Origin of the sequence: Streptomyces sp. NPDC007905 (genome assembly GCF_042959345.1) — a bacterium.
GTDB lineage: Bacteria > Actinomycetota > Actinomycetes > Streptomycetales > Streptomycetaceae > Streptomyces.
The window spans coordinates 136934-158718 of sequence record NZ_JBIBKS010000001.1; the positions used below are offsets into that span (position 1 = coordinate 136934).

Consider the following 21785-nt stretch of genomic DNA (forward strand, 5'->3'; position numbering starts at 1 on the left):
ATGTCCATCGACACGGCAAGGCGCGTCCTGGGGGACGCCACCATCGCCGAACTGCAGGCAGGCCTGCGCGGCAGCGTCGTCCGCCCGGGCGACGCCGAGTACGACGAGGCCCGCGCGATCTGGAACGGGGCCCACGACAAGCACCCGGCGCTCATCGTGCGCTGTTCCGGGACCGCGGACGTGGTCCGCGCCGTGGAGTTCGCCCGCAGTGAGGACCTGCTCGTCGCCGTGCGCGGCGGCGCCCACAGCATCGCCGGGTTCTCGACCGTCGACGACGGCATCGTCATCGACCTGTCACCCATGAAGGGCGCCATCGTCGATCCCGTACGGCGCCGGGTGGTCGCTCAGGCCGGGATGACCTGGGGTGACCTCGACCACGAGACCCAGGCCTTCGGCCTCGCCGTGACGGGTGGTCTGGTGTCCTCGACCGGTATCGCCGGCTTCACGCTCGGCGGCGGAGTGGGCTGGCTGCTGCGGCGGCACGGGCTGGCCTCGGACAACCTGACGGCGGCCGAGGTCGTCACCGCGGACGGCCGCGTGGTGCGCGCGGACCCGCAGGAGCACTCGGAGCTGTACTGGGCCCTGCGGGGCGGCGGCGGCAACTTCGGTGTCGTGACCTCCTTCGAGTACCAGCTGCACCCGGTGGGGCCACAGGTCCTGGCCGGCCTGATCGTCTATCCCGCGGAACAGGCCCGCCAGGTGATCACGGGCTGGCGTGAGCTGACCGAGGACATGCCCGACGAACTGACGACGCTGGTCAACCTGACCACGGCTCCTCCCCTGCCTTTCCTGCCCGAGGAGGTCCACGGCACCCGTGTCGTCGTGCTGCTCGGCATGTACGCGGGCGACCTCACGGCCGGCGAGGCGGCCGTGGCCCCGCTGCGGAAGCTGGGGACACCCATCGCCGACCTCATGGGCCCCATGCCGTACACGGGGATGCAGTCGCTGGTCGACCCGCTGTGGGCGGCCGGCGCCCACAACTACTTCACGTCGGCGTTCATCGAGCCGTCCGACGCCGCGCTCGATGCTGTACTGCGCCTCCACCTGACGACACCCACGCCGTCCAGCGAACTGCACCTTCACCAACTGGGCGGTGCCTTCGCCCGGGTGCCCGCCGAGGCCACGGCCTTCAGTCAGCGCGATGCGCGCATGCTGTGCAACGTGATCGCGCGATCCCCGGACGCGACGGGCTTCGACTCGCATGTCGCGTGGGCCCGTAGGACCCGCGAGGACATCGCGCGCCACGGGCGCGGGACGACGTACGTCAACTTCACGGGCGAGGCCGCCGAGGACAAGGTGCGCGCCGCGTACCCCGACGCGGTGCGTGAACGGCTCGTCGAGGTCAAGGACACCTACGATCCCACGAACCTGTTCCGCCTCAACCAGAACATCCGCCCCTCGAACGGGGCATGACGGCCTGCCGTTCCCTGGTCGTACACGGGATCACGCGATCGTGGGAAGCGGTTCGATGGTGCGTCGCCCGCGGCCGGGCCTGCCGTTGATCGGTAGGCCCGGCCGCCCGGCCAAGGGACGCCGTGGCGAATGCCGCTCACGTGCTCGTCGGTCCATACGAGCCGCGCGGTTCGGGCGGCCTCGCGGTCGCCCGGACGCCATCTCCCCCAGCCAGGACGGCGGCGTCGCGCAGGCCATCGCCGTACGCGAGGCCCTGTACCGCCTCGTCACCTCGCGCCGCTTCGGCGAGGCGTACGACGAGGAAGCCCTCGCCAGGGTGAACAGCGGCGCCCGCAAGCCCCCCGCCACGTTCCCAGCTCACCGCGACCGGACAGTGGACCGTCGCATCCTCGCAAGCGGCCCTGTCCAGCGTCGCCCGGCAGGCCGTGGAACTGCTGAGCGGCCCGGACGTGCCCCTGCTCAAGGAATGCGGCAACCCCGAACGCACCCGCATCTACGTCGACCGCTGCCGCGGCAGGCGCCGCCAGTGGTGCGGAATGGAATACTGCGGGAACAAGATCAAGGCAGCCGCCTACCGGGTCCGCAAGGAGCAGACCCAGACCGCCCCGGCCCACTGAGGGCCCCTTTGCGGACACCCGTACCGCGCCACCAGGAGGCTCCGCATGATGTCGCTCGATCTCCATCCGATCTTCCGCAACAACCGCGACATCGAACTTGCCCTGCGTCAGTTCCTCTTCAGGGCCAACAACTCGGGGGAGACCGTTGCGGAGATCATTCCGGGCAAGGGATCGGGCCGGCTCAAGGCTCGTGTCCTCGCATTCCTCGACCAGAACCACATCAGGAAGCTGTACGTCCGGCGGGAGGTCGACTCCGGCAACGCCGGACGCGTCCTGGTCTACTTCAGGTGACGATCACTCGACGAACTCCATGTCCGGGTACCAGGGTGACGGACCGTCCAGCAAGCCGTCGTGCCGCCCACGCAGCCAGTGGTCGAAGAACGCCGCGATGTAGGCCTCAGTGGTGCGGACAGCCGTGGTGGGGTCGATCGTGCCGATGTCCTGCGCCAGCGTGGCCGGTGACAGACCCATCTGCCCAAGCAGCACCTCCGCATCCGTGAACGACGCGTGCTCGGCGCCGCGCAGCCTGAGCTGACGGTTCCAGCCGGGCGTGTGGGCCCGGAACGCCGTCCAGCCGGGGCCTGTGTCCGTGGGTCCGTCCTTGCCCATCAGCAGGAACGGCCGAGTGAGCCCGTACTCGGCCACGGGCATCAGTGTGCCGTCGAAGTTGGTCAGGTTGCCGTCCATGTCGATGCCGGCGGTGATCCGGGGGTCGGTGTCCATGGCCGTGGCCGCCGCGGTACCGCCCAGCGAGTGGCCGAACATGCCGACCTTGGACAGGTCGAGAGCGCCGACGAGGCCGTGGGGCAGGGGCCGGCCGTTCACGTCGGGGTTCCGGCCGGCGTTCAGCGAAGCCATCTGGTCCAGCACGAAGCCGGTGTCGGCGTTGCGGACGGTGAGGGCCTTCCTGATGAAGGCATCGGGATCGCCCGGGGCGACCATGGTGGCCAACGAGCCGTCGGGGAACTGCACTTCCGGGGACTCGTAGGTGTGGTCGACGGTGACCACGACGTACCCTCGGCCGGCGAGCTCCGCCACCAGCGTGGTGCCCCAGGTCCGGGGTTCACCCAGCCCCGGGGAGTAGATGAGTACCGGCCGCTTTCCGCCACCGCCGGCGACCGGAGCCCCCTGTGAGACGTGCGTGGCCGTGGCCGCCCAGTCGGCCTGTCCGACCGGCAGGCCCATGCCCAGGTAGTCGTTGGCGGTCACCGAGTCGAAGTGGGCTGCCGCCCGGGGCAGCATGTAGGGCGCGGACGGGCGGCCGGATGTTGGCGTCGCGGGGTAGTACACGCCGACCATCAGCTCGCGGTGGTCCTTGCCCGCCTGCCAGGGATCGCGCCGGGAGGTGTCGGCGAGATGCAGGGCCACGGCGCCCACCTGGAACCGGCCCGTGGGGACCGGCAGCCGCATCCGGGTCGGATGCGCGGCCGAGGCGCGTGGGGTCGCGCCTTGTGCGGGCAGAGCGGCGACCAGGGAGCTCAGCACCATGAGCGCGCACACGGCCACTGCCCACAGGCCCTGGTGCCGGTGGACCCGGCGCTCGGTCGACTGTGCCTTCGTCATGCCGCCCATCGTGCGGGCTCGGCCCCTGCCCGGGCATCGGGGACATCCCCCGCTCGAGCCCGGACTCGTCCCTGAGACACCCGTTCTGACACCTGATCCGTTGCCGTATCACGTCCCCCTCGCGTCCGCAGCGGGTCAGCAGCGCGTCAGGGCCGGGTCAGCGGCTCCTGGCACTGTGATGCATGTGAACGGCACGGGAAACCCGAGCCGGGAACGCAGGAAACAGGGAGAGGTGCCCGGAGTGGTTGATCGGGGACCCGCGAGCACGCCTCGAGGTCGGGCCCACGTGGCCCACGCAGGTTCGAATCCTGCCCTCTCCGCAACGACGACCTGAGCACGGCCGACGCCCCGCAGGCGGACGTCGGCCGTTCCGTCGGTCACCCGGTGCCCGGCGAGTAGTCGCTGATCACGTACTGGGCTTCGTCGTCGACGGCGTTCACCGACGGGTCCAGGGTGATCCGCAGCGGGTACCCGGCGGTCGAGTACTGTGCCTGCGCCGTGTCCGCGCCGTCGCGCCGCGCCTTCGCAAGCTCCTTCAACAGTTCACCGATGGTGGGCACGGTTGCGGGTGACCGCCGCACCACAGCGCGGCTTGCCTCGTCCAGCCCCACCACGCGCGCCACCCTCCGGTCGCGTACGGTCACCCGGAAGGTGCCGATCACAAGCCGCTCTCCCCCCGCCGATTCCAGGGTGTACGTATACGCGGACGGCTCCTTCCAGGCGGTGCTTTCCGCCCGCCCCGCACCGGCGGACCGGGACTCCCCTCGGCAGCCGGCGACTGCCCAGACGAGTCCCGCGACCAGCACCAGGCACGGCAGCGGGGAACAGGGAACGGGACGGACCGATCGCATGTCAGGGCCTTTCGCCTTCGTCGGCTCTTTCTCCTTCGACGCCGGCGGCCGGCCGGACGTTCACCCCGTCGGCATGCGCCTCATGTCCGGACGGCCGCCGGGGGCAGATTCCGCCTCACCCGGATGCCCACCGCCGTCACGAGCAGCACCGCGCACGCCGTGAACGCCAGGCCGGCACCGCGCAGTCCGAGCACCAGGGTCATGGCGCCCACCCCGACGACCGGCAACGAGATCCCCACGTACGCGACGACGAAGAACGCCGAGATGGTGGCGCCTTGGTGCGCCTCGGGCGCCGCGGCGCTCACCTCGGTCAGCCCCGCACGGAACGCCATCCCCTGCCCCACTCCCCCGGTCACCGCCCCGATCAGCAGGACCGGGAAGGACTTCAGGAACAGCGAGGCTCCGATGAGGAGGAGTCCGGCGACGAGTACCGCGCAGCCCCAGGGCAGGGCCCTGCGCGCGCCGATTCGTCCCATGAGCAGCTGTCCGCCGGTAGAGGCGCAGAACACGCAGAAGACGACGGCACCGGTGACCGCCAGGTTGTGCTCCCCCAGGGTCTGCGTGAGGAAAGCCGGGGCCACAGCCGTGAACAGACCGAGCATGGAGAAGCCCGCGAAGGCGGCCAGAGCGCACGGCCCGAACACCCCGCGCACCTCCGGCGGAACCTTCATGCCCTGGGGCCGCAGCGACGGCCTCGGATCGGAGCGGCGCACCGTCTCGGGCAGCAGGCAGACGACCAGCGCGGCGACCGTCAGGAGCCCGAGGTGGACGACGAAGGGGAGCTTGAGCGGCGACGGGGCGTACTCGGCGAGGATGCCGGACACGAGGGGGCCGAGCCCCAGACCGCCCATGTTGGCGGCGGTCGCCGCCAGTCCGGCGCGGCCGCGGCGGCCGGGCGGAGCCAGCTCGAGGACGGCCGCGGTGCCCGTGCCGCTCAGCAGACCCGCCGAGAAGCCCGACAGCACCCGGCCCGCGTACAGCCATGGCAGCCCTCCCTCGACCAGGAAGCACCCGGCGCTGAGCGCGGACAGACCGAGCGCGGCCAGCAGCACCGGTCGCCGCCCCAGTACGTCGGAGAAGCCGCCGGCGATCAGCAGGGCGGTGATGACGCCCACCGCGTAGACCGCGAACACCACTGTCACGATCAGTTCGGAGAAACCGATCTGCTCCCGGTACAGCCCGTACAACGGTGTGGGCAGGGTGGTGCCCATCATGCCGACGGCGAAGACGCCCGCGGCGGCCTTGTACCCGGGCCGTCCGCGCCCCGCCCGGTGGGGTTCTGTCTCGCTGTTGATCACGCTCCACCATAGCCACGGGCCAGGGGGCACCATGTGCGATCGCGACGCCGTGCTCCGCCGTCCGGTGTCGGGGCGCGGAGGCCGGCGCCGCGGTCCGCGCTCTTGTCGCGGGGCGCACCAGGCACTTCCATGCTCCCTACCTCCCACAGGAGAACACCTGTCCCACACACCCAGTGAAGGGGTTCTTCTTGACCGCCGTACGCGCCATCGCCGTCACCGCCGCGGCCTGTGCCACCGTGCTCGCCGCCGCTCTGCCCTCCTCCGCGATCAACTCGTACAACGCGACACCCGCGCCCGAACGCACCGAGGTCGGGCTCTCATGGCCACCTGGGACGACGACGGCGATCCGGCCAGCCCGGACCGCGTCGACTGGGTGTGTTCCGGAACGATGGTCGATGCGAACACGTTCCTGACCGCGGCGCACTGCACCACCGACTGGCCCGACGACGTGCGGTTCTACGTGTCGCTGGACCAGGACGTCCAGGCCGGACTCGACGCCGCCGCGAAGAAGTACCCGAGTGATCCGGCCGCCCAGGCGAACGCCGTCGCCGTGGCGGGTACCGCCCACACCCACCCCGACTACCCGGGCCCCGCCTCCGACCCGCACGACATCGCGGTGATCGAGCTGCCCGCCGCGAAGGTCGCCTCCCGCTGGTCCTTCGCGCCGGCCGCGAACCAGCTGGGCGCCCTGGGCCCGCGGGGGCTGAACTCCAGCGACTGGTTCGTCGCCGGGTACGGAACGCAGGAGGCGGTCAACGGACCGGGAGGCCAGACACATCCGGGCGGTGGCGTCCGCATGAAGGCCCCCGTGACGTTCGACGCGCTCAACAACGCCTGGGTGCGGCTGGGCATGACGGCGCCGCAGGGCAACGGCGGTGCCTGCTACGGCGACTCGGGCGGACCCAACTTCGCGGTCCTGGGCGGCAGGAGGATCCTCGCCGCCACCACGATCACCGGTGACACTCCGTGCTACGCGACGAACGTCGCCTACCGGCTCGACACCCCGGGCGCCCGGGCGTTCCTGTCCCCCTTCGTCAAGCTGCCCTAGGGCCGGGCGCGCCGCCGAACCCCTGCGGGGACACCGACGACCCCGCAGGGCCGGTTCGTCTGCCGGCCAGCTGGACCTTCTCGGCGGGACAGGGCACCGTACAGCCTCGGAGAGAGCGCCACCCCCAACCACCGAGGTCTGTCAACATGTCCCTTGCACCAGCTGTCCTTCGTCTGGCCGCAACAGTCGCGGGATTACTGCTCGTGGCCGCGCAGCCGACACCCGCGTCCGCCGCCCCACCGCCCCACTCGCCCGCCCCGCACGCCGTCGTGGCGGCCTCGGAGACCTGGTACCCGCCCCTGTCCACCCGAGGCCGCTACATAGTCGACGCGCGGGGCACCCGCTTCCGGCTGAAGGCCGCCAACTGGGACGGCGCACAAGGGTCGTGGACGGGCAACGGCAGTGTCACCGACCCCGCCAGCCATCACGCGGGCCAGAACTCCTACGGCATACCTCTCGGCCTCGACCGCATGCCGCTGGACGGGCTGCTCGCCGACTTCCACGAGCTGGGGATCAACGCCATCCGGCTGCCGTTCTCCAACGAGATGATCCACAGCACGACCCCCGTGCCCGACGGCGCCGTGGGCGCCAACCCCCAGCTGCGGGGCCGGACACCCTTGCAGATCTACGACGCCGTCGTCGACGCGCTCAGCCGGAGCGGCTTCGCCGTCATTCTCAACAACCACACCAACACGTCCCGTTGGTGCTGCGGTGTCGACGGCAACGAGCGGTGGAACAGCGGGCAGTCCACGCAGCAGTGGGCCGACGACTGGGTCTTCATGGCCCGGCGCTACGCCGCCGTTCCGCGCGTGGTCGGCGCCGACCTGTACAACGAGGTCAGACGCGACGTCCTGGACGACCCCAACTGGGGCCTGGGCGACGACCACGACTGGTACTCCGCCGCCCAGCTCGCCGCCGACCGGATTCTCACCGAGGCCGACCCCCGGCTCCTGATCGTCGTCGAAGGCATCAACTGGACCGGCGTGCCCGTAGACGGACTCCCGCACGGCCGGCCGCAGCTCACCCCGGCACGCACCCTCTCGCACACCCTCGTGGACGCCCACAAGCTGGTGTACTCCGCCCACTTCTACGGATACACGGGCCCCCACCACAGCGGCGCCACCGGCATCGGCGAGACGCACGACCCCCGCTACCAGGACCTGAACCGCGAGCAGTTGGACACGGCTCTCGACGACGAGGCCTTCTTCGTCGAGGAGAACGGCCGGCACTACACCGCGCCGGTGTGGGTCAGCGAGTTCGGCATCGGCGCCAACGAGACGAACACGGCGGCACGGGCCTGGCTCGGCAACTTCACCGACTACCTCGCCGACCGCGACGCCGACTTCGCGTTCTGGCCGCTGGTGGGCTTCGAGGGCCACGACGACTGGGCACTGCTGCGCTACGACAGTGCGGGGCACCGCACCGGCGTGCTCGACTCCGGCGACTGGCGCAGCCCGGCATGGCAGCACCTCATGACCGCGCCGAGCACCGCCGGTCCCGTGGCGTCCGTCCCCGTCTGGCGGATGCTCGGCACCGACCACGGTGACGCGGTGGAGTCGCTGCGCGTGCGGACCGCGGGAGACTGGGACCCAGGAGCCCACAAGGCCGCCTGCCCCGACGGGTTGCGGCTGGTGGGCCTGGGCCACGCCACCGGCCGTGGCCTGTGCACCGACGCCGGCGCGGCAGAGCTGCGGAGCTCCGACGCGGGTCAGACGGTCGTCGCCGACGAGCGGTACGTGCCCGCGGGCGGCGATTGGGCGTCCGGGTACACGAAGCTCCAGTGCCCGCCGGGCGGTTTCCTGATCGGCTACAGCGTGCGAGGGGAACGTCTGTCGGCGGCCTTGTGCGTGCCGGGCCGCACCCCGCTGTCGGGAACCGCACGCACCGTGTGGTTCGACCGCTCCGACAACCGTCCCGCCGGCGCGGCGGGCGGCGACTTCGCCTACGGCGACTACAAGGGCCAGTGCGGGGTGAACGAGTACGCCGCCGGGATCGCTTTCACCACGCGGTTCGGCAGCCGTCCCGGGCCCGATGCCCTGCTGTGCCGCACACTGCCCTGAGGGAAGGCCGGCCCGGCACCTTCGTGCTGGGCCGGCTCCCCGGAAGGACGCGGGCTGCACCACGAAGGCGTTCACGCGCCCCGCAGCGATCTGCTTCTCGCCCGTGACCGGCTGTGCGACCGCGGGCTGGGGCGTGGAGCCGGAGCAGGCCGTCGCCACCCTGCGCGACGCGCTGCCGGTCGGCAGCTTCCTGGTGCTCTCGCACGCCACCGGCGACTTCGCCGACCGCAGCGCGACGCGGGCCGTCTACGCCAGGGCCACCGCCACGCTGAACCTGCGCTCGCGCAGCGAGGTCGAGCGGTTCTTCGACGGTTTCGAGCTGGCTGGGCCCGGTCTGGCCCAGGTCCGGTTCTGGTGCCCGGACACCACACCACCGCCCCTTTCGCACGAGATCGGTTTCTACGGAGGGGGGCCCGCAAGACCGCCTGACGGCGCGAGTCCGGGCTCACGCGGACTCGCGCACCACCAGCTCCGGGTCGAACACGACCGAGGTGGCCTCGGTGCGGGTGCCGTGGATGTGCTCGTCGAGGAGGCGGGCCATGTCGGCGGCCATGTCCTCCACGGGCTGGCGGACGGTGGTGAGCCGGGGCCGGCACGTGACCGCGACGGTGGAGTCGTCGAAGCCGACGACCGCGACGTCCTCCGGCACGCGGCGGCCCCGCTCGCGCAGCACCTGGCAGGCCCCTTGGGCCATGAGGTCGTTCGCCGCGAACACGCCTTCCAGATCGGGGTGCTGGGCGAGCAGATCGGACATGGCCGCGATTCCGCTGTCCAGGGTGAAGCCGCCCTCGGCGGCGGGGACGTAGGGATGCCCGCGGCGGGCCAGTGTGTCGCGGAAGCCCGCCAGCCGCTCCTGGCTCGCGGCGACCGCCAACGGGCCCGAGATCGTGGCGAGTTTGCGGCACCCGCGGGCGAGCAGGTGCTCTGCGGCGAGTCGGCCGCCGTCCCGGTGGGCCAGGTCCACATAGCTGAGCGGGACCGGGCGGGAGGGGCGGGCGAAGAGCACCGCGGGCAGCCGGGCCTCGGCGAGCAGCGCGGGCAGGGGGTCGTCGGCATGGCTGGAGACCACCAGCGCTCCGTCGGCCCGCCCCTGCCGCAGGTAGGTCAGCACCTCCTGGCGGGAGCCGGCGGACTCGGCGAACATCAGCACCGGGTGCACCGAGCGCGGCCGGAGGAAGCCGACGATCCCGGCGACCACCCGTCCGAAGAACGGGTCCGCGAACACCCGGGCGGCGAACGCGGCTTGGGCCTCGTCCGGAGCGTCTCCGGCCCCGGACACCACCAGCGCCACGCTCTCGGCCCTCCGGGTGACCAGGGAGCGGGCGGCCCGGTTGGGTGCGTACCCGGTTCGCTCGATCGCTCGGCGGACGACCTCCTGGATCACCGGGTCCACGTTCCGCACGCCGTTGACGACCCGGGACACGGTGGCCCGGGAGACACCGGCCTCCCGGGCGACGTCCTCCAGCGTCGGGGCCTGTCCGCTCATGCCCGCACCCTAACGGTCAGGCGGCCTGGGAGGATAGAGCGCTCTCCGCGTGCGGTACGGCTCTCGGACCCGGTCGCGCACGCTCGTCTCCAAAGTCAGCGGCAGGTCTCCGGCCGGGCGGCCGGCGAGCACCCGGTACGGCCCCGGTAGCGCCGCCGTGCGCCAGGTGGTGGAGCCGGTGAGCAGCCGGATCCCGGAACGCGGGGTCAGTTCTGTCCAGCGACCGGTCGAGTTCGTCCTCGTCGGTCATCCCCACCCCCTTTTCTTCGTGGACGCGTGAACGTCAGCCGTACACGCCGAACTCGTACAGCGAGTAGCCCCAGCCCGTGCCCCGGGCGGTGCCGTTGATCCGCACGTAACGGCCGGTCCCGGTGACGTCGAAGTCGTCCACGCCGCCGTTGCCATCCGTCACCGTGCGCACGGCCTGCCAGGTCCGGCCGTCGTCGGAGGTCTGCACGGTGTACGACTTCGCGTAGGAGGCCTCCCACAGCAGCTGGACGTGCCGGAACGTGGTGCGGGTGCCGAGATCGACCTGGATCCACTGGGGGTCGCTCCAGTCGCCGGCCCAGCGGGTGTTGGGGTTGCCGTCGACGGCGTTGGCGGCGGTGCAGGGGCAGTCGCCGTAACTCGACTGGTAGGACGAGGCGGTGGCGGGCTTGCCGAGGGCGATGTCGGTGCCGTTCACCGTGGGCGGGACCACCTTGATCGAGCGGCTCTCCACGCCGACGTTGCCGTGGCCGTCCGTCGCCTTGACGTAGACCTTCCACACGCCGGGCCGGTCGGGCGCGGTGACTTTCAGCCGGCCGCCACCGAGGTCGGTGACGGGCTGCGGGGTCAGTTCCCTGCTCTTGTCGATGTACATGCTGTTGTCGAGGACCTCGTACGACACCGGGTCCCCGTCGGGGTCGGTGGCCTTGACGTCGAGGACCAGGTCGCGAGCGGCCTGGACCTTGCCGGGATCGCCCTCGACGGTCAGCCCGGAGATCACGGGCGGGGTGTTGTCGTGGGAGGTGTCCGCGCCGTAGGCCTTTTTCACCGCGTAGTACGACAGCCGCTTCTGGCCGGCGGGCAGCAGGTTGAACCAGATGCCGCCGAAGTCGTACTCGGTGCCGTAGTGGAACATCGTGGCGCCGAGCGCGACTCCCCTGTGCCCGGTGACACAGTTCCAGGCGTGTGTGTACCCGTCGGCCTTGGCCCGGTCGGTCGGCTCCAGCGGCACACCGTTGGGGTCGTCGGGTACCTCCCACTCACCGGCCGGTCCGGTCTCGGTGACGATGTAGGGCTTGGTGTAACCGCCCTGCTCCCAGGCTGACCTCACGTCACAGACCGCGTTGTAGGAGTTGACGGCGTACAGGTCGAGGTCGGGTGCGTTCCTCTTGAAGTACGGCCAGGCGCCCACCCAGGCGTCCGTCGAGGTGACCGGGTGGTCGGAGTCGACGGCGTGGATCTTCTTGGCGACGTCGTTCACGAAAGTCGTGTAGGCGTCGCGCTGCCGTTCCAGCTCGGCACCGCTGTAACAGTTCTGGAGGCCCAGCACCGACTCGTTGCCGACGTCCCACATGAGCAGGCCGGGGTTGTCCTTGTAGGCCTGCACCCACTTGGGGAACTCGTCCAGCATCTGGTTCTTGTAGGCGGTGTCGGTCAGGTAGTCCACACAGCCACCGCTGCCCGGGCCGCCGCCGGGCTGCAGCCAGAACCCGGCGATGACCTTGATGCCGTGCGCGGCGGCGGAGTCGAACAGCGGCTTGCTGGTCGCGTCGGTGCCCCAGGTGCGGACGGTGTTGACGCCCATGGACTTCAGGTCGGGCAGGTACGTGCCGGCGTCGGCCGTGGCAGGGCCCCAGGTCAGGCCCTTGATCTGGTACGGCTGCCCGTCCACGGTCAGTTGCCAGTTGCCCTGGGTGCCGGTCACCTCGACGACGCTGCCGGCCGCGTGGGCCTGCGCGGCCGGCCGGGCGGTGAGGGCGCCGACGGTCAGCACGCCGGCGGTCAGGGGCGCGGCCAGGCGGCGCGCGCGGGTACGTGGTGGTGAGGTCATGGTGGCGGGGTCTCCGGTGTGACGTGGGGGTGGCCGAGGGGGCGGTGTGTCCTACGGCAGGCGGTAGTTGGCGTCCAGGGCAGCGCCCGCCTCCGGATGCGTCTCGTCGTAGCCGCGTGCGTCGCACTGCAGTCCGCCGACGATGCAGTGGTCGACGAGTGCCTTGAGCGTGCGGTCGTCCCAGGCGTTGAAGAAGTCGTAGTGGAAGGTGTGGCCCGGACCGCTGGCCAGCCGTACCCGGGACATGTCGCCGTTGACGGGGAACGCCATCTTGAACTCGATCATCGGCAGCGCCACCGGATGGCCGGCGGGGCAGATGTTGTCGTTCGTGCCGGGCTTGACCACCGGGTAGGCCATGTGGCTCTTGTGGTCGGGGGTGTCCAGGTACGTGCCGTCCCAGCAACTGGGTGCCTGGAAACGGATGTTGAGCTGGACGTCGGCCCGGTTCGGGCAGGTCGCCGGGAACTCGGTGTTGAAGTAGCTGTCACCGCACTCCCAGCCCTCCACGAAGCCGGGGTGGTGGCGGAACTCGTCGGCGCTCTGCATCGGGCTTGCGACGACGAACCTCAGGCCCTTGGGGAAGGGCCGGACGCTGGTGTAGTCGGTGACGCCGGCCTTGTAGTAGATGACCTGCGGGCCGATGGGCAGGATCTGCCTGTCACCGTCGTAGAGCGTCGGCATCCAGTAACCGGACAGGTCACCCGGTGCCTTGCACGTGGTGCCGCCCGCACTCAAGGAGGCCGTGGTGCTGGTGGCGTCGGTCGTCGTGTTGCCCATGAAGGTGTGGTCGTGGGACTTTCCGGGCTGCTGCGGGTAGACGATCGGGTCGTCCGGCTTGGTGTGGCTGACCGCGCAGGTGGCCTGGAACTCGTGGAAGTAGCGGTGCGGTGGGTCCTGAGTGGACGGGGTGACGCCGGTGACCGGCGGGTTGGCGGGGATGTAGCCGTCGCCGTCGGGGTCCTCGGGTGAGGACGCGGTCGACAGCGCCATGGCATGGCCGGGAGGTGCGTCCGCGGCGGTGGGCCGGGGCGGTGAGGACGCGGCGACACCGCTGAGGCCGAGCGAGGTCAGCAGCAGGGCGGAGGTGACCAGCGCGCCCGCGAGGAACGTCCATCTACGTGACATGGGGGCTCCTGGACGGAAGGTGGGGACTTGAGGTCGTACGGAGCCGGGAGAGCGCTCTCCCACCGCTGGAGTGTTGGGGCGGTGACGTGAGGGTGTCAAGAGAATCGACCAAAGGATCAGCAGACCCTTTCGCTCACTTCTCGAAGGCAGGCGCGGCAACATGACGGTTACTCAGGGATGGCCCAGGGAAAATCGGTCGTAACTCTTGACGCATGGTTCACGCCAATGAAGCATCCAACGTCGAGAGAGCGCTCCCCAGCCCCACTTCGTTCACTTCCTGAACAAGGAGAGCCGCGCATGCCCCCCTCCTCCCCAGCCTCCCCAGCCTCCCCGTCGTCCGTCGGCCGTCGGGCCGTTCTCGGTGCCGCGGCCGCGGCCGTGCCCGTGCTGGCCGGCGTGTCCGCTCCGGCCCGGGCCGCGACCGCGTCCCGAAAGTCCTCGCGCGCCCTGCCCGGTGGCGGCGACCTCGGCCCGAACGTGCTGGTCTTCGACCCCGCAACGCCCGGCATCCAGGCCAAGCTGGACCAGGTCTTCCAGCAGCAGGAGTCGGCCCAGTTCGGCACCGGCCGCTACGCCCTGCTGTTCAAGCCCGGTACGTACAACGGCCTCAACGCCCAGCTCGGCTTCTACACCTCCATCGCGGGCCTCGGCCTCTCCCCCGACGACACGACCATCAACGGTGATGTGACGGTCGACGCGGGCTGGTTCAACGGCAACGCCACGCAGAACTTCTGGCGTTCGGCGGAGAACCTGGCCCTGGCCCCCGCAAACGGCACCAACCGCTGGGCGGTGGCACAGGCGGCGCCGTTCCGTCGTATGCACGTACGCGGCGGACTCGACCTCGCCCCGTCCGGCTACGGTTGGGCGAGCGGCGGCTACATCGCGGACAGCCGGATCGACGGTCAGGTCGGACCGTACTCGCAGCAGCAGTGGTACACCCGCGACAGCGTCATCGGCAGCTGGCTCAACGGCGTGTGGAACATGGTGTTCTCCGGCGTCCAGGGCGCCCCCGCGCAGAGCTTCCCCAACCCGCCGTACACCACGCTCGACACCACACCCGTCTCCCGCGAGAAGCCCTTCCTGTACGTCAGCGGCAGCGAGTTCCGGGTCTTCCTGCCGGAGAAGCGGACGAACGCCCGCGGAGTCACCTGGGGCAGCGGCACGCCCAGGGGTACGTCCCTGCCGCTGTCACAGTTCTACGTCGCCAAGCCGGGCGTCAGCGCGGCGACCCTCAACCAGGCGCTGGCGCAGGGGTTGCACCTGCTGCTGACGCCGGGCATCTACCACGTGGACCGGCCGATCCAGGTCGATCGCCCCAACACCGTGGTGCTGGGCCTGGGTTACGCCACCCTCGTGCCGGACAACGGAACCACGGCGCTGAGGGTCGCCGACGTCGACGGCGTACGGCTCGCCGGGTTCCTCATCGACGCGGGGCCGGTCACCTCCAAGGCCCTGCTGGAGGTCGGCCCGGCCGGCGCGTCGAAGGACCATTCCGCCAATCCGACCACGGTGCAGGACGTCTTCGTGCGCATCGGCGGCGCGGGCGCCGGCAGGGCGGGCACCAGCATGGTGATCAACAGCCGGCACACCATCGTCGACCACACCTGGGTGTGGCGCGCCGACCACGGCACCGGCGTCGGCTGGGAGACCAACCGCGCCGACTACGGTGTCGTCGTCAACGGCGACGACGTGCTGTGCACCGGTCTGTTCGTGGAGCACTTCAACAAGTACGACGTGCAGTGGTACGGCCAGCGGGGCCGCACGATCTTCTTCCAGAACGAGAAGGCGTACGACGCCCCGAACCAGGCCGCGATCCAGAACGGTTCCGTCAAGGGCTACGCGGCCTACAAGGTCGGCGACAACGTCACCGCGCACGAGGGCTGGGGTCTGGGCAGTTACTGCTACTACAACGTCGCCCCGTCCATCGTGCAGCACAACGGCTTCTCCGCTCCGAACCGTCCGGGCGTGAAGTTCCACGACCTGCTGGTGGTCTCGCTCGGTGGCAACGGCCAGTACGAGCACGTGATCAACGAGACGGGATCGCCGACCGCGGGCACCTCCACCACACCGTCGACGGTGGTGTCGTACCCCTGAGACCCCGGATTGCGCGGATGTCGTACGCCTCCCTCACCCGCCGCCGCAACGCGTGGGCGGCGGGCCCCGGGTTCGGCGGCGGCCTCCCGCCGCTCGCCAGGGAGACTTCCGGCCGAGGGCGCACGCAGGAGGGCCACGGCCGAGCGAGGTGGTGGGCATGATCAGCGCTTGACTTCCTCCCCCGCCCAAAGGCGGGGGATTCCAGCGGTCGCCCGCTGGGGTTCCTGCTTCACCGACGACCGCCCCGCCTGGTGCTGCCCTTGTGCTGTCTGACCAGGTACCGCATCTGCGCGCCCGCGGACCTGGGGACGGGGCGGGTGAAAGCGCCCTGCACCGCCGTGTCGAGACCTTCCCCGACCGTGTCCATCGGTCCTCGTCCCCTACTCTCCGTCGTCCTGGGCGGTGACCTCGCCCGTCTTGATGTAGCGGGCGAGGTCGAGCACCCTTCCGTACTTCTCGCGCACCTCCGCCCACAGGGTGGTCTGGGTGCCCTCGTGCTTGACCATCCCTGGCGACACTCCGAGCCGGAACGAACCCGGGACCGTCTTGCCGTCGGCGTCGTAGGGCAGGACGTCTAGCGGCGAGGGACCGTCGGCGGTGTACACGGCGCAGTCCGACAGGACGACCACCGGGTACCGTCCGGTGGCCGCGGCGAGGGCGCCTCACCGCGTTCCAGCACGCGGCCGCCGGGGACGACGTGCCGCTCGGGTCCCAGGAAGCCGGCCCGGGTGAGCACGGCGGCCTCGCCGCCCGGTGTCCCGTTCGGCAGCACTCCGCGCCCGGCACGGCGGACCGGCCCCAGGTATTCCCTGACCAGTTCATCGATGGCGCCGTACGGCACACCGGGATGCGGCAGCCCCTCGGCGCTGCGCCGCTCGCTCTTGAGGTCGGAAAGGTGCACCAGCGCCCCGCCGGACCGGAGCATGCCGTGCACGGTGCCGGCCACCAAGTCGCGGCCATCCGGTGGAAGGACTGGGCGAAGACGGCCACGGTGAACGTGCCGAGGTCCGCCGGAAGTTCCTCGGCCCGCATCCGCACCCACCGCGTCTTCCCGGCCTCCTCCCGTTCGGCGGCCCGGCGTGCGGCTCCGGTGATCATGCCGGGGTCGGGATCCACGCCGACGGCTTCGCCGAACAGGTGCGAGAGGGGCAGGGCCAGCGTGCCGGGTCCGCATCCCACGTCGAGGAGCCGCCCGGTCCCGTCGAGCCCGAGCACGCCGGCCAACAGCGTCACCAGGCGGGAGGCGTACGGCAGCCTGCCCCGCTCGTAGTAGCCTGCGGTCCCCGCGAACAGGGCTTCGTCCCACGCCCAGCCATCGATCACCGCAGACTCCTTCGCCTTCCGGGTCCTGGGTCCGCAGGGCGACACCATGCGCCCAAGGGGACCCTTCCGCACGTCGCGGCACTGCTCGACGGTAGGTTGATCGCCATGAGTGACAACGTGTACTTCGACATCACCATCAACGACGAACCGGCCGGCCGGATCGTGTTCAAGCTCTTCGACGACGCGGTGCCCAAGACCACCAAGAACTTCCGTGAGCTGGCCACCGGCGAGCACGGCTTCGGATACGCCGGTTCCTCGTTCCACCGGATCATCCCGCAGTTCATGCTGCAGGGTGGCGACTTCACCCGGGGCAACGGCACCGGCGGCAAGAGCATTTACGGCGAGAAGTTCGCCGACGAGAACCTCTCCCTCAAGCACGACCGCCCGTACCTGCTGAGCATGGCGAACGCGGGTCCGAACACCAACGGCTCGCAGTTCTTCATCACCACGATCGTCACGGACTGGCTCGACGGCAAGCACGTCGTCTTCGGCGAGGTCGTCGAGGGCCAGGACCTCGTGGACCGCATCGAGTCCCTCGGCAGCCGGAGCGGCTCGCCCAGCGCGAAGGTCACGATCGCGGCGAGCGGCACGGTCTGACCGACGCTCCCCCGATCGCGGGCGACGACAACGACCCGGTGACGACGCCGGTCGGTCCTCTGGTGACCGGTTGTCTCACCGGGCGCCCGCCGGTCCCACGTACGGCCGGCCCCCCGGGTTTCACGGCGGGCGCTCAGGGCATTCGGTGCGCGTGGTCTCGTACGGGCCGGAGCAGCGCGTGTACGTACCGGCGCTGCGGGCCGGCTGGCTGACCCAGACGTTCGTCCACTGGGCCGTTCCCCCGGACCGGATCCAGCGCCTGCTGCCGGACGGTCTGGTGGTGGACACGTACGACGGAACCGCGTGGGTGAGCCTTACGCCGTTCGTCATGACGGGTGTGCGCCCGCTCGGGCTCCCGGCGTCCGTGTCCCTGCCCTCCTTCCCGGAGACCAACCTGCGCACCTATGTGCGGCGGCCGGACGGGCGGGACGGGTTGTGGTTCCTGTCCCTCGAGGTGGGCTGCCCCGCGATGGTCGCCGTCCGAGCGGTCGGCGCTCCCTACCACGTGGGCCGGCTCGATGTGGCGCAGCGGGAGGGCGTGGTGACGTACACCGGCTCCCGCTGGGGCGCCGGGCCCGCCTACCGCCTGACCGTCCGGCCAGGTGATCCGGTCAGGCCCAACCCTCGGGACGTGTGGCTGACGTCGCGCTGGCGGGCCTTCACCCGGCGGTTCGGCGTCATCTGGGAAACACCCGTCGAGCACGAGCCCTGGCCGCTGCGCGCCGTCTCCGTCGACTTCCTGCAGGAGACCCTGACCCGGGCGGTGGGGCTGGCCCCGCCCGGCACGGAGCCGTTGGCGCACTTCTCGGACGGTGTCCGCCAGGTACGCCTGGGCGGCTCACGCCCGGTGCAGCGGGCCCACGACCCCGAAGGCCGGCTGCGCAGCCGGTCCCCCACGGCCCGGTGAGCCCCCCTGCCGCGGGCTTCTCCAAGCCCCGCCCGCTGCGCTTCGACGGCTGGATCGCGGGCGTCGGGACGACATCGGGCACCCGCCTGGTGCTGGGGCACTGGACCCGCTCGCCGTTCGGCCTGTTCAGCGATGTGATGGTCGAACGGGCAGACGGCCATCGGCTGCTGCTGGCCCCCACGGGGGAAACGGCACGCTTCGTCGGCGGCACGTACGCCTTCGACGAGATACGTGTCGTACCCGTCCGGGTGCGTGTCGGCGAAGACGGCTGGACCGTCGAGGCCGAACCGCTGCTCCACCTGCGTTTCACCCTCGGGCGGCGGCGCCTGACGGGGTTGCTGCTCAGGGCCGTCCCCGGCCCGCTGGCCGCCCGCCCGGCCTGGACCGCCGTGACGGACCCGCCCGCCCACCTGCTGCTGGGCCTACGCACCCGGGGAAGCGCCGGCGGCGGTCGGCGCGAATGGTACGGCGCGCGCGATCTGCACCCCATCACCACCGCGACGGCCGCCTACGAGGGCCGGGATCTCGGCGAGCTGGCAACGGTCGTACCCGCGGTGCGCTTCGGTTTCGGCTCGACGCCCCGCAGGCCTTCCCTCGTCCGCGTCACCACCACCGTCCGGGCGGCAGACCCGTCCCGCCTCCGGTGACGGTGCGTGTGGCCTCGCGGCGGGTACCCGCAGCAGAACCCGGCGGGGCTCCGGTCCCCTCTCCCGGCGAACGGACGAAGGCAGCACGTCATGGACGACCGACCGCGTTCAGGTACCCGGCGCACAGCAGGCCCCGGCACCGACCTGGCCCTGCTGGGCATCTGCCTCAACGACCACCTGGCCGGCGCCACCGCGGGCACGGAACGGGCCCGGCATCTGGTGCGCTCGACCCACGACGCGGCGCTCGGGCCCGTCAGCGCCGAGATAGCCCAGGATCGGACGGCCCTGCTCGGCATCATGCGCAAGCTCGGCGTCCCCGTGCGCCGCTACAAGGTCTGTGCGGCCTGGACGGCCGAGAAGGTGGCACGGCTGAAGGGCAACGGCCGCCTGGTGCGGCGTTCTCCGCTCAGTACGGTCCTGGACGTCGTGGAGGAATGGTGCGTCCGACAGGCCGGGACGGTGTTGCACGAAGGGCTGAATCGAGTGTGGGCGCCCGGGGAGTGCGCGCCGTCGCGATACTCGCCGGTTGGAGCATGAGCGTCCGGGCTCCCCGCCCATGGGCGTTCGGGCTCCCCGCCCCATGGGCGTTCGGGTGCCCCGCCCCCGGCCACACCACCGACCCCCGATCGCCTCGGCCACGCCACACTCGCGGTGCCCGCACCGTCCCCCGCATGTCCGGCCGCGCAGGTCGGAACCTTTCGTCCGATCATGTCACCAGAGACTCAGACTCATCGAGGGCCGCCCGGCGCGCTGCCGGCGGCGCACGACCGTCGGCGACGACCCCTGGTGCGGCGAGCACGGGAGGGACCCGTGAGGCAGTGGCGGCGCGGCGTTCACCGCGCTTGGGAGTGGCTCGGCCTGCACGCCCTGCTCCGGCGTGGCCGCGATCTGGAGCTGATGCACCGGGCCATGGGGTTCGCCACGCTGGCCCTGGTGACGCTCGCCCCGCTGCTGATCGTCGTCGCCGCGGCCGATCCGCTGGTGCCGGGAGGCTTCGCGTCGTGGCTCACGGACGGCATGGGCCTGTCCGGGCAGTCCGCCGACGCGCTCACCGGCATCATCAGTCCGCCCCGCAAGGTCATCGGCACCACCGGTGTGCTGAGCCTGGTTCTGCTCGCCGTGTTCGGTGTGTCCTTCGCGGGCAGCGTGCAGAACGGATACGAGCGGATCTGGGGCCTGGCGTCCGGTCCCTGGCACCGGGTCTGGCGGCAGGCGACCTGGCTGGTGGTGCTCACCGCCTACCTCTACCAGGAGGTGCAGACACGCACCGCAGTGCACGGGACGCAGCGGATCGCGCTGTCCCTGGCGAGCGCGGTGCTGTTCTTCTGGTGGGGCCAGCGCTTCCTGCTGGGGGGCCAGGTCCACTGGCGCACCCTGCTGCCGGGCGCGCTCGCCACCGTCGTCGGCCTGGCCGGCCTCAGGGGCTTCTCGTCCCTCGTCTTCACCCCGCTCATCGTCACCAACGCGCTGGCCTACGGCGCGGTGGGGACCGTGCTGGTGGTGGAGTCCTGGCTCATCGGCGTCGGGTTCGTCGTCTACGGGGGCGCGCTGTTCGGCCGCTGGTTCTGTGAACACCACTGGACGCCCTCTCACGAAGACGACGAGGACTGAGCGGCGCCTCAGGAGGAGTGAGCGGCCCCTCGGTCGGTCGCGGTCACGAGGCGCAGCGCTTCGAGGTTGTGCGTCATACGCTACGAGCGGATTCCTTCGGGTTCGGGGCGAGCAGGGCGGCCCAGTTCTGGGCATCGGCCCAGTCGGCGAAGGTGTGCCAGCGCACCTCGGGGTGGGCGCGGCGCAGGCCGGTGACGTCGACGTCAAGACCGGTGGTGGTGAAGTAGGCGAACATCGCCGCGAGGTCGTGCGAATGCGTGCGGACGTAGGCCAGGGGCACCTCGCGGTGCGTGAGGGGGCGGCCGGCGGCGGCCGACAGGACCGCGGTGATCTGCGCGGCGGTGAGTTCGTCGGAGGCGATGTCGATACGACGACCGGTGAACGCGGCCCGGCGCTGCAGGACCAGGGCCGCGAACGCGCCGATGTCCTCGGCGGGGATGAGCGTCAGGGGACGGTCGGCCGGCATGGGCCAGGCGAAGGTGTTCTCGCGCAGGCCCTCCAGAGTCCAGCGGGAGACGAAGTTGTCCATGAAGGCCGCGGGGGCGATGACCGTCCAGGGGACGCCCGTCGCGTGGAGGTGGCGCTCGACCTCGTCCTTGCTGTCGTAGTGCGGGATGCCCGTGCCGCGGTCGGCTTGCGCCGCGGAGGTGAACACGATGTGGCCGACCCGGGCTGCCGCCGCCGCGTCCAGCAGGGCCCTGCCCTGGCGGACCTCGGTGGCGGTGTCGGTGCCGAACGGGGTCGTCACCGCGAAGAGGGAGTCGGCGCCCGTGAGGGCGGCGTCCAGGGAGGGGCGGTCATCGAAGTGGGCCTGCCGGACGTCGGCGCCGAGCCGGCCCAGGGCCTCGGCCGGCGGTGAGCCGGGGGCGCGGGTGAGAGCACGGACACGGTGGCCGGCGGCCAGCAGGGCGCGGGCGGTGGCACCGCCTTGGGCGCCAGTCGCGCCGGTGACGGCGAAGGTGAGCATGTGAGCTCCTGGGTGTGAGTGCGGGAGGGCGGAGGAGGACACGGATATAACCTGCGTTGCGCATTGACTGCGTCACGAAGAAGAATAGCCGCACTTCCGCTGCACCGCGCAGGCAATTTCCCCTGCGGTGTTGTGGATCA

17 protein-coding genes and 6 pseudogenes are annotated in these 21785 nt (G+C 71.2%); 13 read left to right on the forward strand and 10 right to left on the reverse strand.

From position 1 onward, the window contains the following. The 3 genes and pseudogenes from ACFZDC_RS00680 to ACFZDC_RS00690 all read left to right on the forward strand — a co-directional run bounded on the left by ACFZDC_RS00680 (position 1) and on the right by ACFZDC_RS00690 (position 2321). Positions 1-1413, forward strand: a complete 1413-nt coding sequence (locus ACFZDC_RS00680; protein ID WP_391319193.1) for an FAD-binding protein — start codon at positions 1-3, stop codon at positions 1411-1413. An 85-nt stretch (positions 1414-1498) separates the two neighbouring features. Then, positions 1499-2030 (forward strand): annotated as a pseudogene (locus ACFZDC_RS00685) (CGNR zinc finger domain-containing protein). Positions 2031-2075: 45 nt separating this feature from the next. After that, complete coding sequence (locus ACFZDC_RS00690; RefSeq protein ID WP_391319194.1) at positions 2076-2321, forward strand: Smr/MutS family protein; 246 nt, start codon at positions 2076-2078, stop codon at positions 2319-2321. Positions 2322-2324: 3 nt separating this feature from the next. Here the strand turns inward: ACFZDC_RS00690 and ACFZDC_RS00695 are convergent, their stop codons facing one another. Next, positions 2325-3593 carry an alpha/beta hydrolase family protein gene (locus ACFZDC_RS00695; RefSeq protein ID WP_391319195.1) on the reverse strand — a complete coding sequence of 423 codons (1269 nt, stop codon included), beginning with the start codon at positions 3591-3593 and terminating at the stop codon, positions 2325-2327. Between the two features lie 226 nt (positions 3594-3819). Here ACFZDC_RS00695 and ACFZDC_RS00700 point away from each other — a divergent pair. Then, a pseudogene (locus ACFZDC_RS00700) lies at positions 3820-3913 on the forward strand. A gap of 57 nt (positions 3914-3970) precedes the next feature. On the opposite strand, the gene ACFZDC_RS00705 reads toward ACFZDC_RS00700, so the two are convergent. After that, positions 3971-4444 carry a DUF6174 domain-containing protein gene (locus tag ACFZDC_RS00705; RefSeq protein WP_391319196.1) on the reverse strand — a complete coding sequence of 158 codons (474 nt, stop codon included), beginning with the start codon at positions 4442-4444 and terminating at the stop codon, positions 3971-3973. 80 nt (positions 4445-4524) lie between these two features. Continuing rightward, entirely contained in the window at positions 4525-5775 is a 1251-nt protein-coding gene (locus ACFZDC_RS00710) for an MFS transporter (protein ID WP_391319197.1), read from the reverse strand. A gap of 286 nt (positions 5776-6061) precedes the next feature. Here ACFZDC_RS00710 and ACFZDC_RS00715 point away from each other — a divergent pair, with 286 nt between their 5' ends. The 3 genes and pseudogenes from ACFZDC_RS00715 to ACFZDC_RS00725 form a co-directional block, all read left to right on the forward strand. Further along, positions 6062-6790, forward strand: a complete 729-nt coding sequence (locus ACFZDC_RS00715) for a trypsin-like serine protease (RefSeq protein WP_391319198.1) — start codon at positions 6062-6064, stop codon at positions 6788-6790. 146 nt (positions 6791-6936) lie between these two features. Beyond that, positions 6937-8850 (forward strand): cellulase family glycosylhydrolase, encoded by a 1914-nt coding sequence (locus ACFZDC_RS00720; RefSeq protein WP_391319199.1) that lies wholly within the window; start codon positions 6937-6939, stop codon positions 8848-8850. A 70-nt stretch (positions 8851-8920) separates the two neighbouring features. Continuing rightward, a pseudogene (locus tag ACFZDC_RS00725) lies at positions 8921-9279 on the forward strand (SAM-dependent methyltransferase); the annotation flags it as partial. A 16-nt stretch (positions 9280-9295) separates the two neighbouring features. Here the strand turns inward: ACFZDC_RS00725 and ACFZDC_RS00730 are convergent. The 3 genes from ACFZDC_RS00730 to ACFZDC_RS00740 form a co-directional block, all read right to left on the reverse strand. Further along, the gene (locus ACFZDC_RS00730) at positions 9296-10336 is read right to left on the reverse strand and encodes a substrate-binding domain-containing protein (RefSeq protein ID WP_391319200.1); all 1041 of its coding nucleotides are present in this window, start codon (positions 10334-10336) and stop codon (positions 9296-9298) included. 283 nt (positions 10337-10619) lie between these two features. Beyond that, complete coding sequence (locus ACFZDC_RS00735; RefSeq protein ID WP_391319201.1) at positions 10620-12374, reverse strand: discoidin domain-containing protein; 1755 nt, start codon at positions 12372-12374, stop codon at positions 10620-10622. A gap of 51 nt (positions 12375-12425) precedes the next feature. Continuing rightward, on the reverse strand, positions 12426-13499 hold the full coding sequence (locus tag ACFZDC_RS00740; protein ID WP_391319202.1) for a DUF1996 domain-containing protein: 1074 nt from the start codon (positions 13497-13499) through the stop codon (positions 12426-12428). A 297-nt stretch (positions 13500-13796) separates the two neighbouring features. On the opposite strand from ACFZDC_RS00740, the gene ACFZDC_RS00745 reads away from it, so the two are divergent. Beyond that, the gene (locus ACFZDC_RS00745; RefSeq protein ID WP_391319203.1) at positions 13797-15593 is read left to right on the forward strand and encodes a coagulation factor 5/8 type domain-containing protein; all 1797 of its coding nucleotides are present in this window, start codon (positions 13797-13799) and stop codon (positions 15591-15593) included. A gap of 253 nt (positions 15594-15846) precedes the next feature. On the opposite strand, the pseudogene ACFZDC_RS00750 reads toward ACFZDC_RS00745, so the two are convergent. The 3 pseudogenes from ACFZDC_RS00750 to ACFZDC_RS00760 all read right to left on the reverse strand — a co-directional run. Continuing rightward, positions 15847-15960 (reverse strand): annotated as a pseudogene (locus ACFZDC_RS00750) (XRE family transcriptional regulator); the annotation flags it as partial. Between the two features lie 13 nt (positions 15961-15973). Continuing rightward, positions 15974-16249 (reverse strand): annotated as a pseudogene (locus tag ACFZDC_RS00755) (transcriptional regulator); the annotation flags it as partial. An 11-nt stretch (positions 16250-16260) separates the two neighbouring features. Further along, positions 16261-16964: pseudogene (locus ACFZDC_RS00760) on the reverse strand (class I SAM-dependent methyltransferase); the annotation flags it as partial. A 57-nt stretch (positions 16965-17021) separates the two neighbouring features. Between ACFZDC_RS00760 and ACFZDC_RS00765 the strand changes: the two are divergent. The 5 genes from ACFZDC_RS00765 (at position 17022) to ACFZDC_RS00785 (ending at position 20678) form a co-directional block, all read left to right on the forward strand. Further along, positions 17022-17513 (forward strand): peptidylprolyl isomerase, encoded by a 492-nt coding sequence (locus ACFZDC_RS00765; protein ID WP_391319204.1) that lies wholly within the window; start codon positions 17022-17024, stop codon positions 17511-17513. 145 nt (positions 17514-17658) lie between these two features. Then, positions 17659-18420: a DUF2071 domain-containing protein gene (locus ACFZDC_RS00770; RefSeq protein ID WP_391319205.1), complete on the forward strand. Its 762-nt coding sequence runs from the start codon at positions 17659-17661 to the stop codon at positions 18418-18420. Beyond that, on the forward strand, positions 18417-19067 hold the full coding sequence (locus ACFZDC_RS00775) for a hypothetical protein (protein ID WP_391319206.1): 651 nt from the start codon (positions 18417-18419) through the stop codon (positions 19065-19067). The genes ACFZDC_RS00770 and ACFZDC_RS00775 overlap by 4 nt, the downstream gene beginning before the upstream one ends. A 90-nt stretch (positions 19068-19157) precedes the next feature. Beyond that, positions 19158-19604, forward strand: coding sequence for a hypothetical protein (locus tag ACFZDC_RS00780; protein WP_391319207.1), 447 nt, complete (start codon positions 19158-19160; stop codon positions 19602-19604). A 273-nt stretch (positions 19605-19877) separates the two neighbouring features. Continuing rightward, entirely contained in the window at positions 19878-20678 is an 801-nt protein-coding gene (locus ACFZDC_RS00785) for a ribonuclease BN (protein WP_391319208.1), read from the forward strand. Positions 20679-20751: 73 nt separating this feature from the next. Here ACFZDC_RS00785 and ACFZDC_RS00790 read toward each other — a convergent pair whose 3' ends face one another. Then, positions 20752-21645, reverse strand: a complete 894-nt coding sequence (locus ACFZDC_RS00790) for an NmrA family NAD(P)-binding protein (protein WP_391319209.1) — start codon at positions 21643-21645, stop codon at positions 20752-20754. Between the last annotated feature and the right edge of the window lie 140 nt (positions 21646-21785).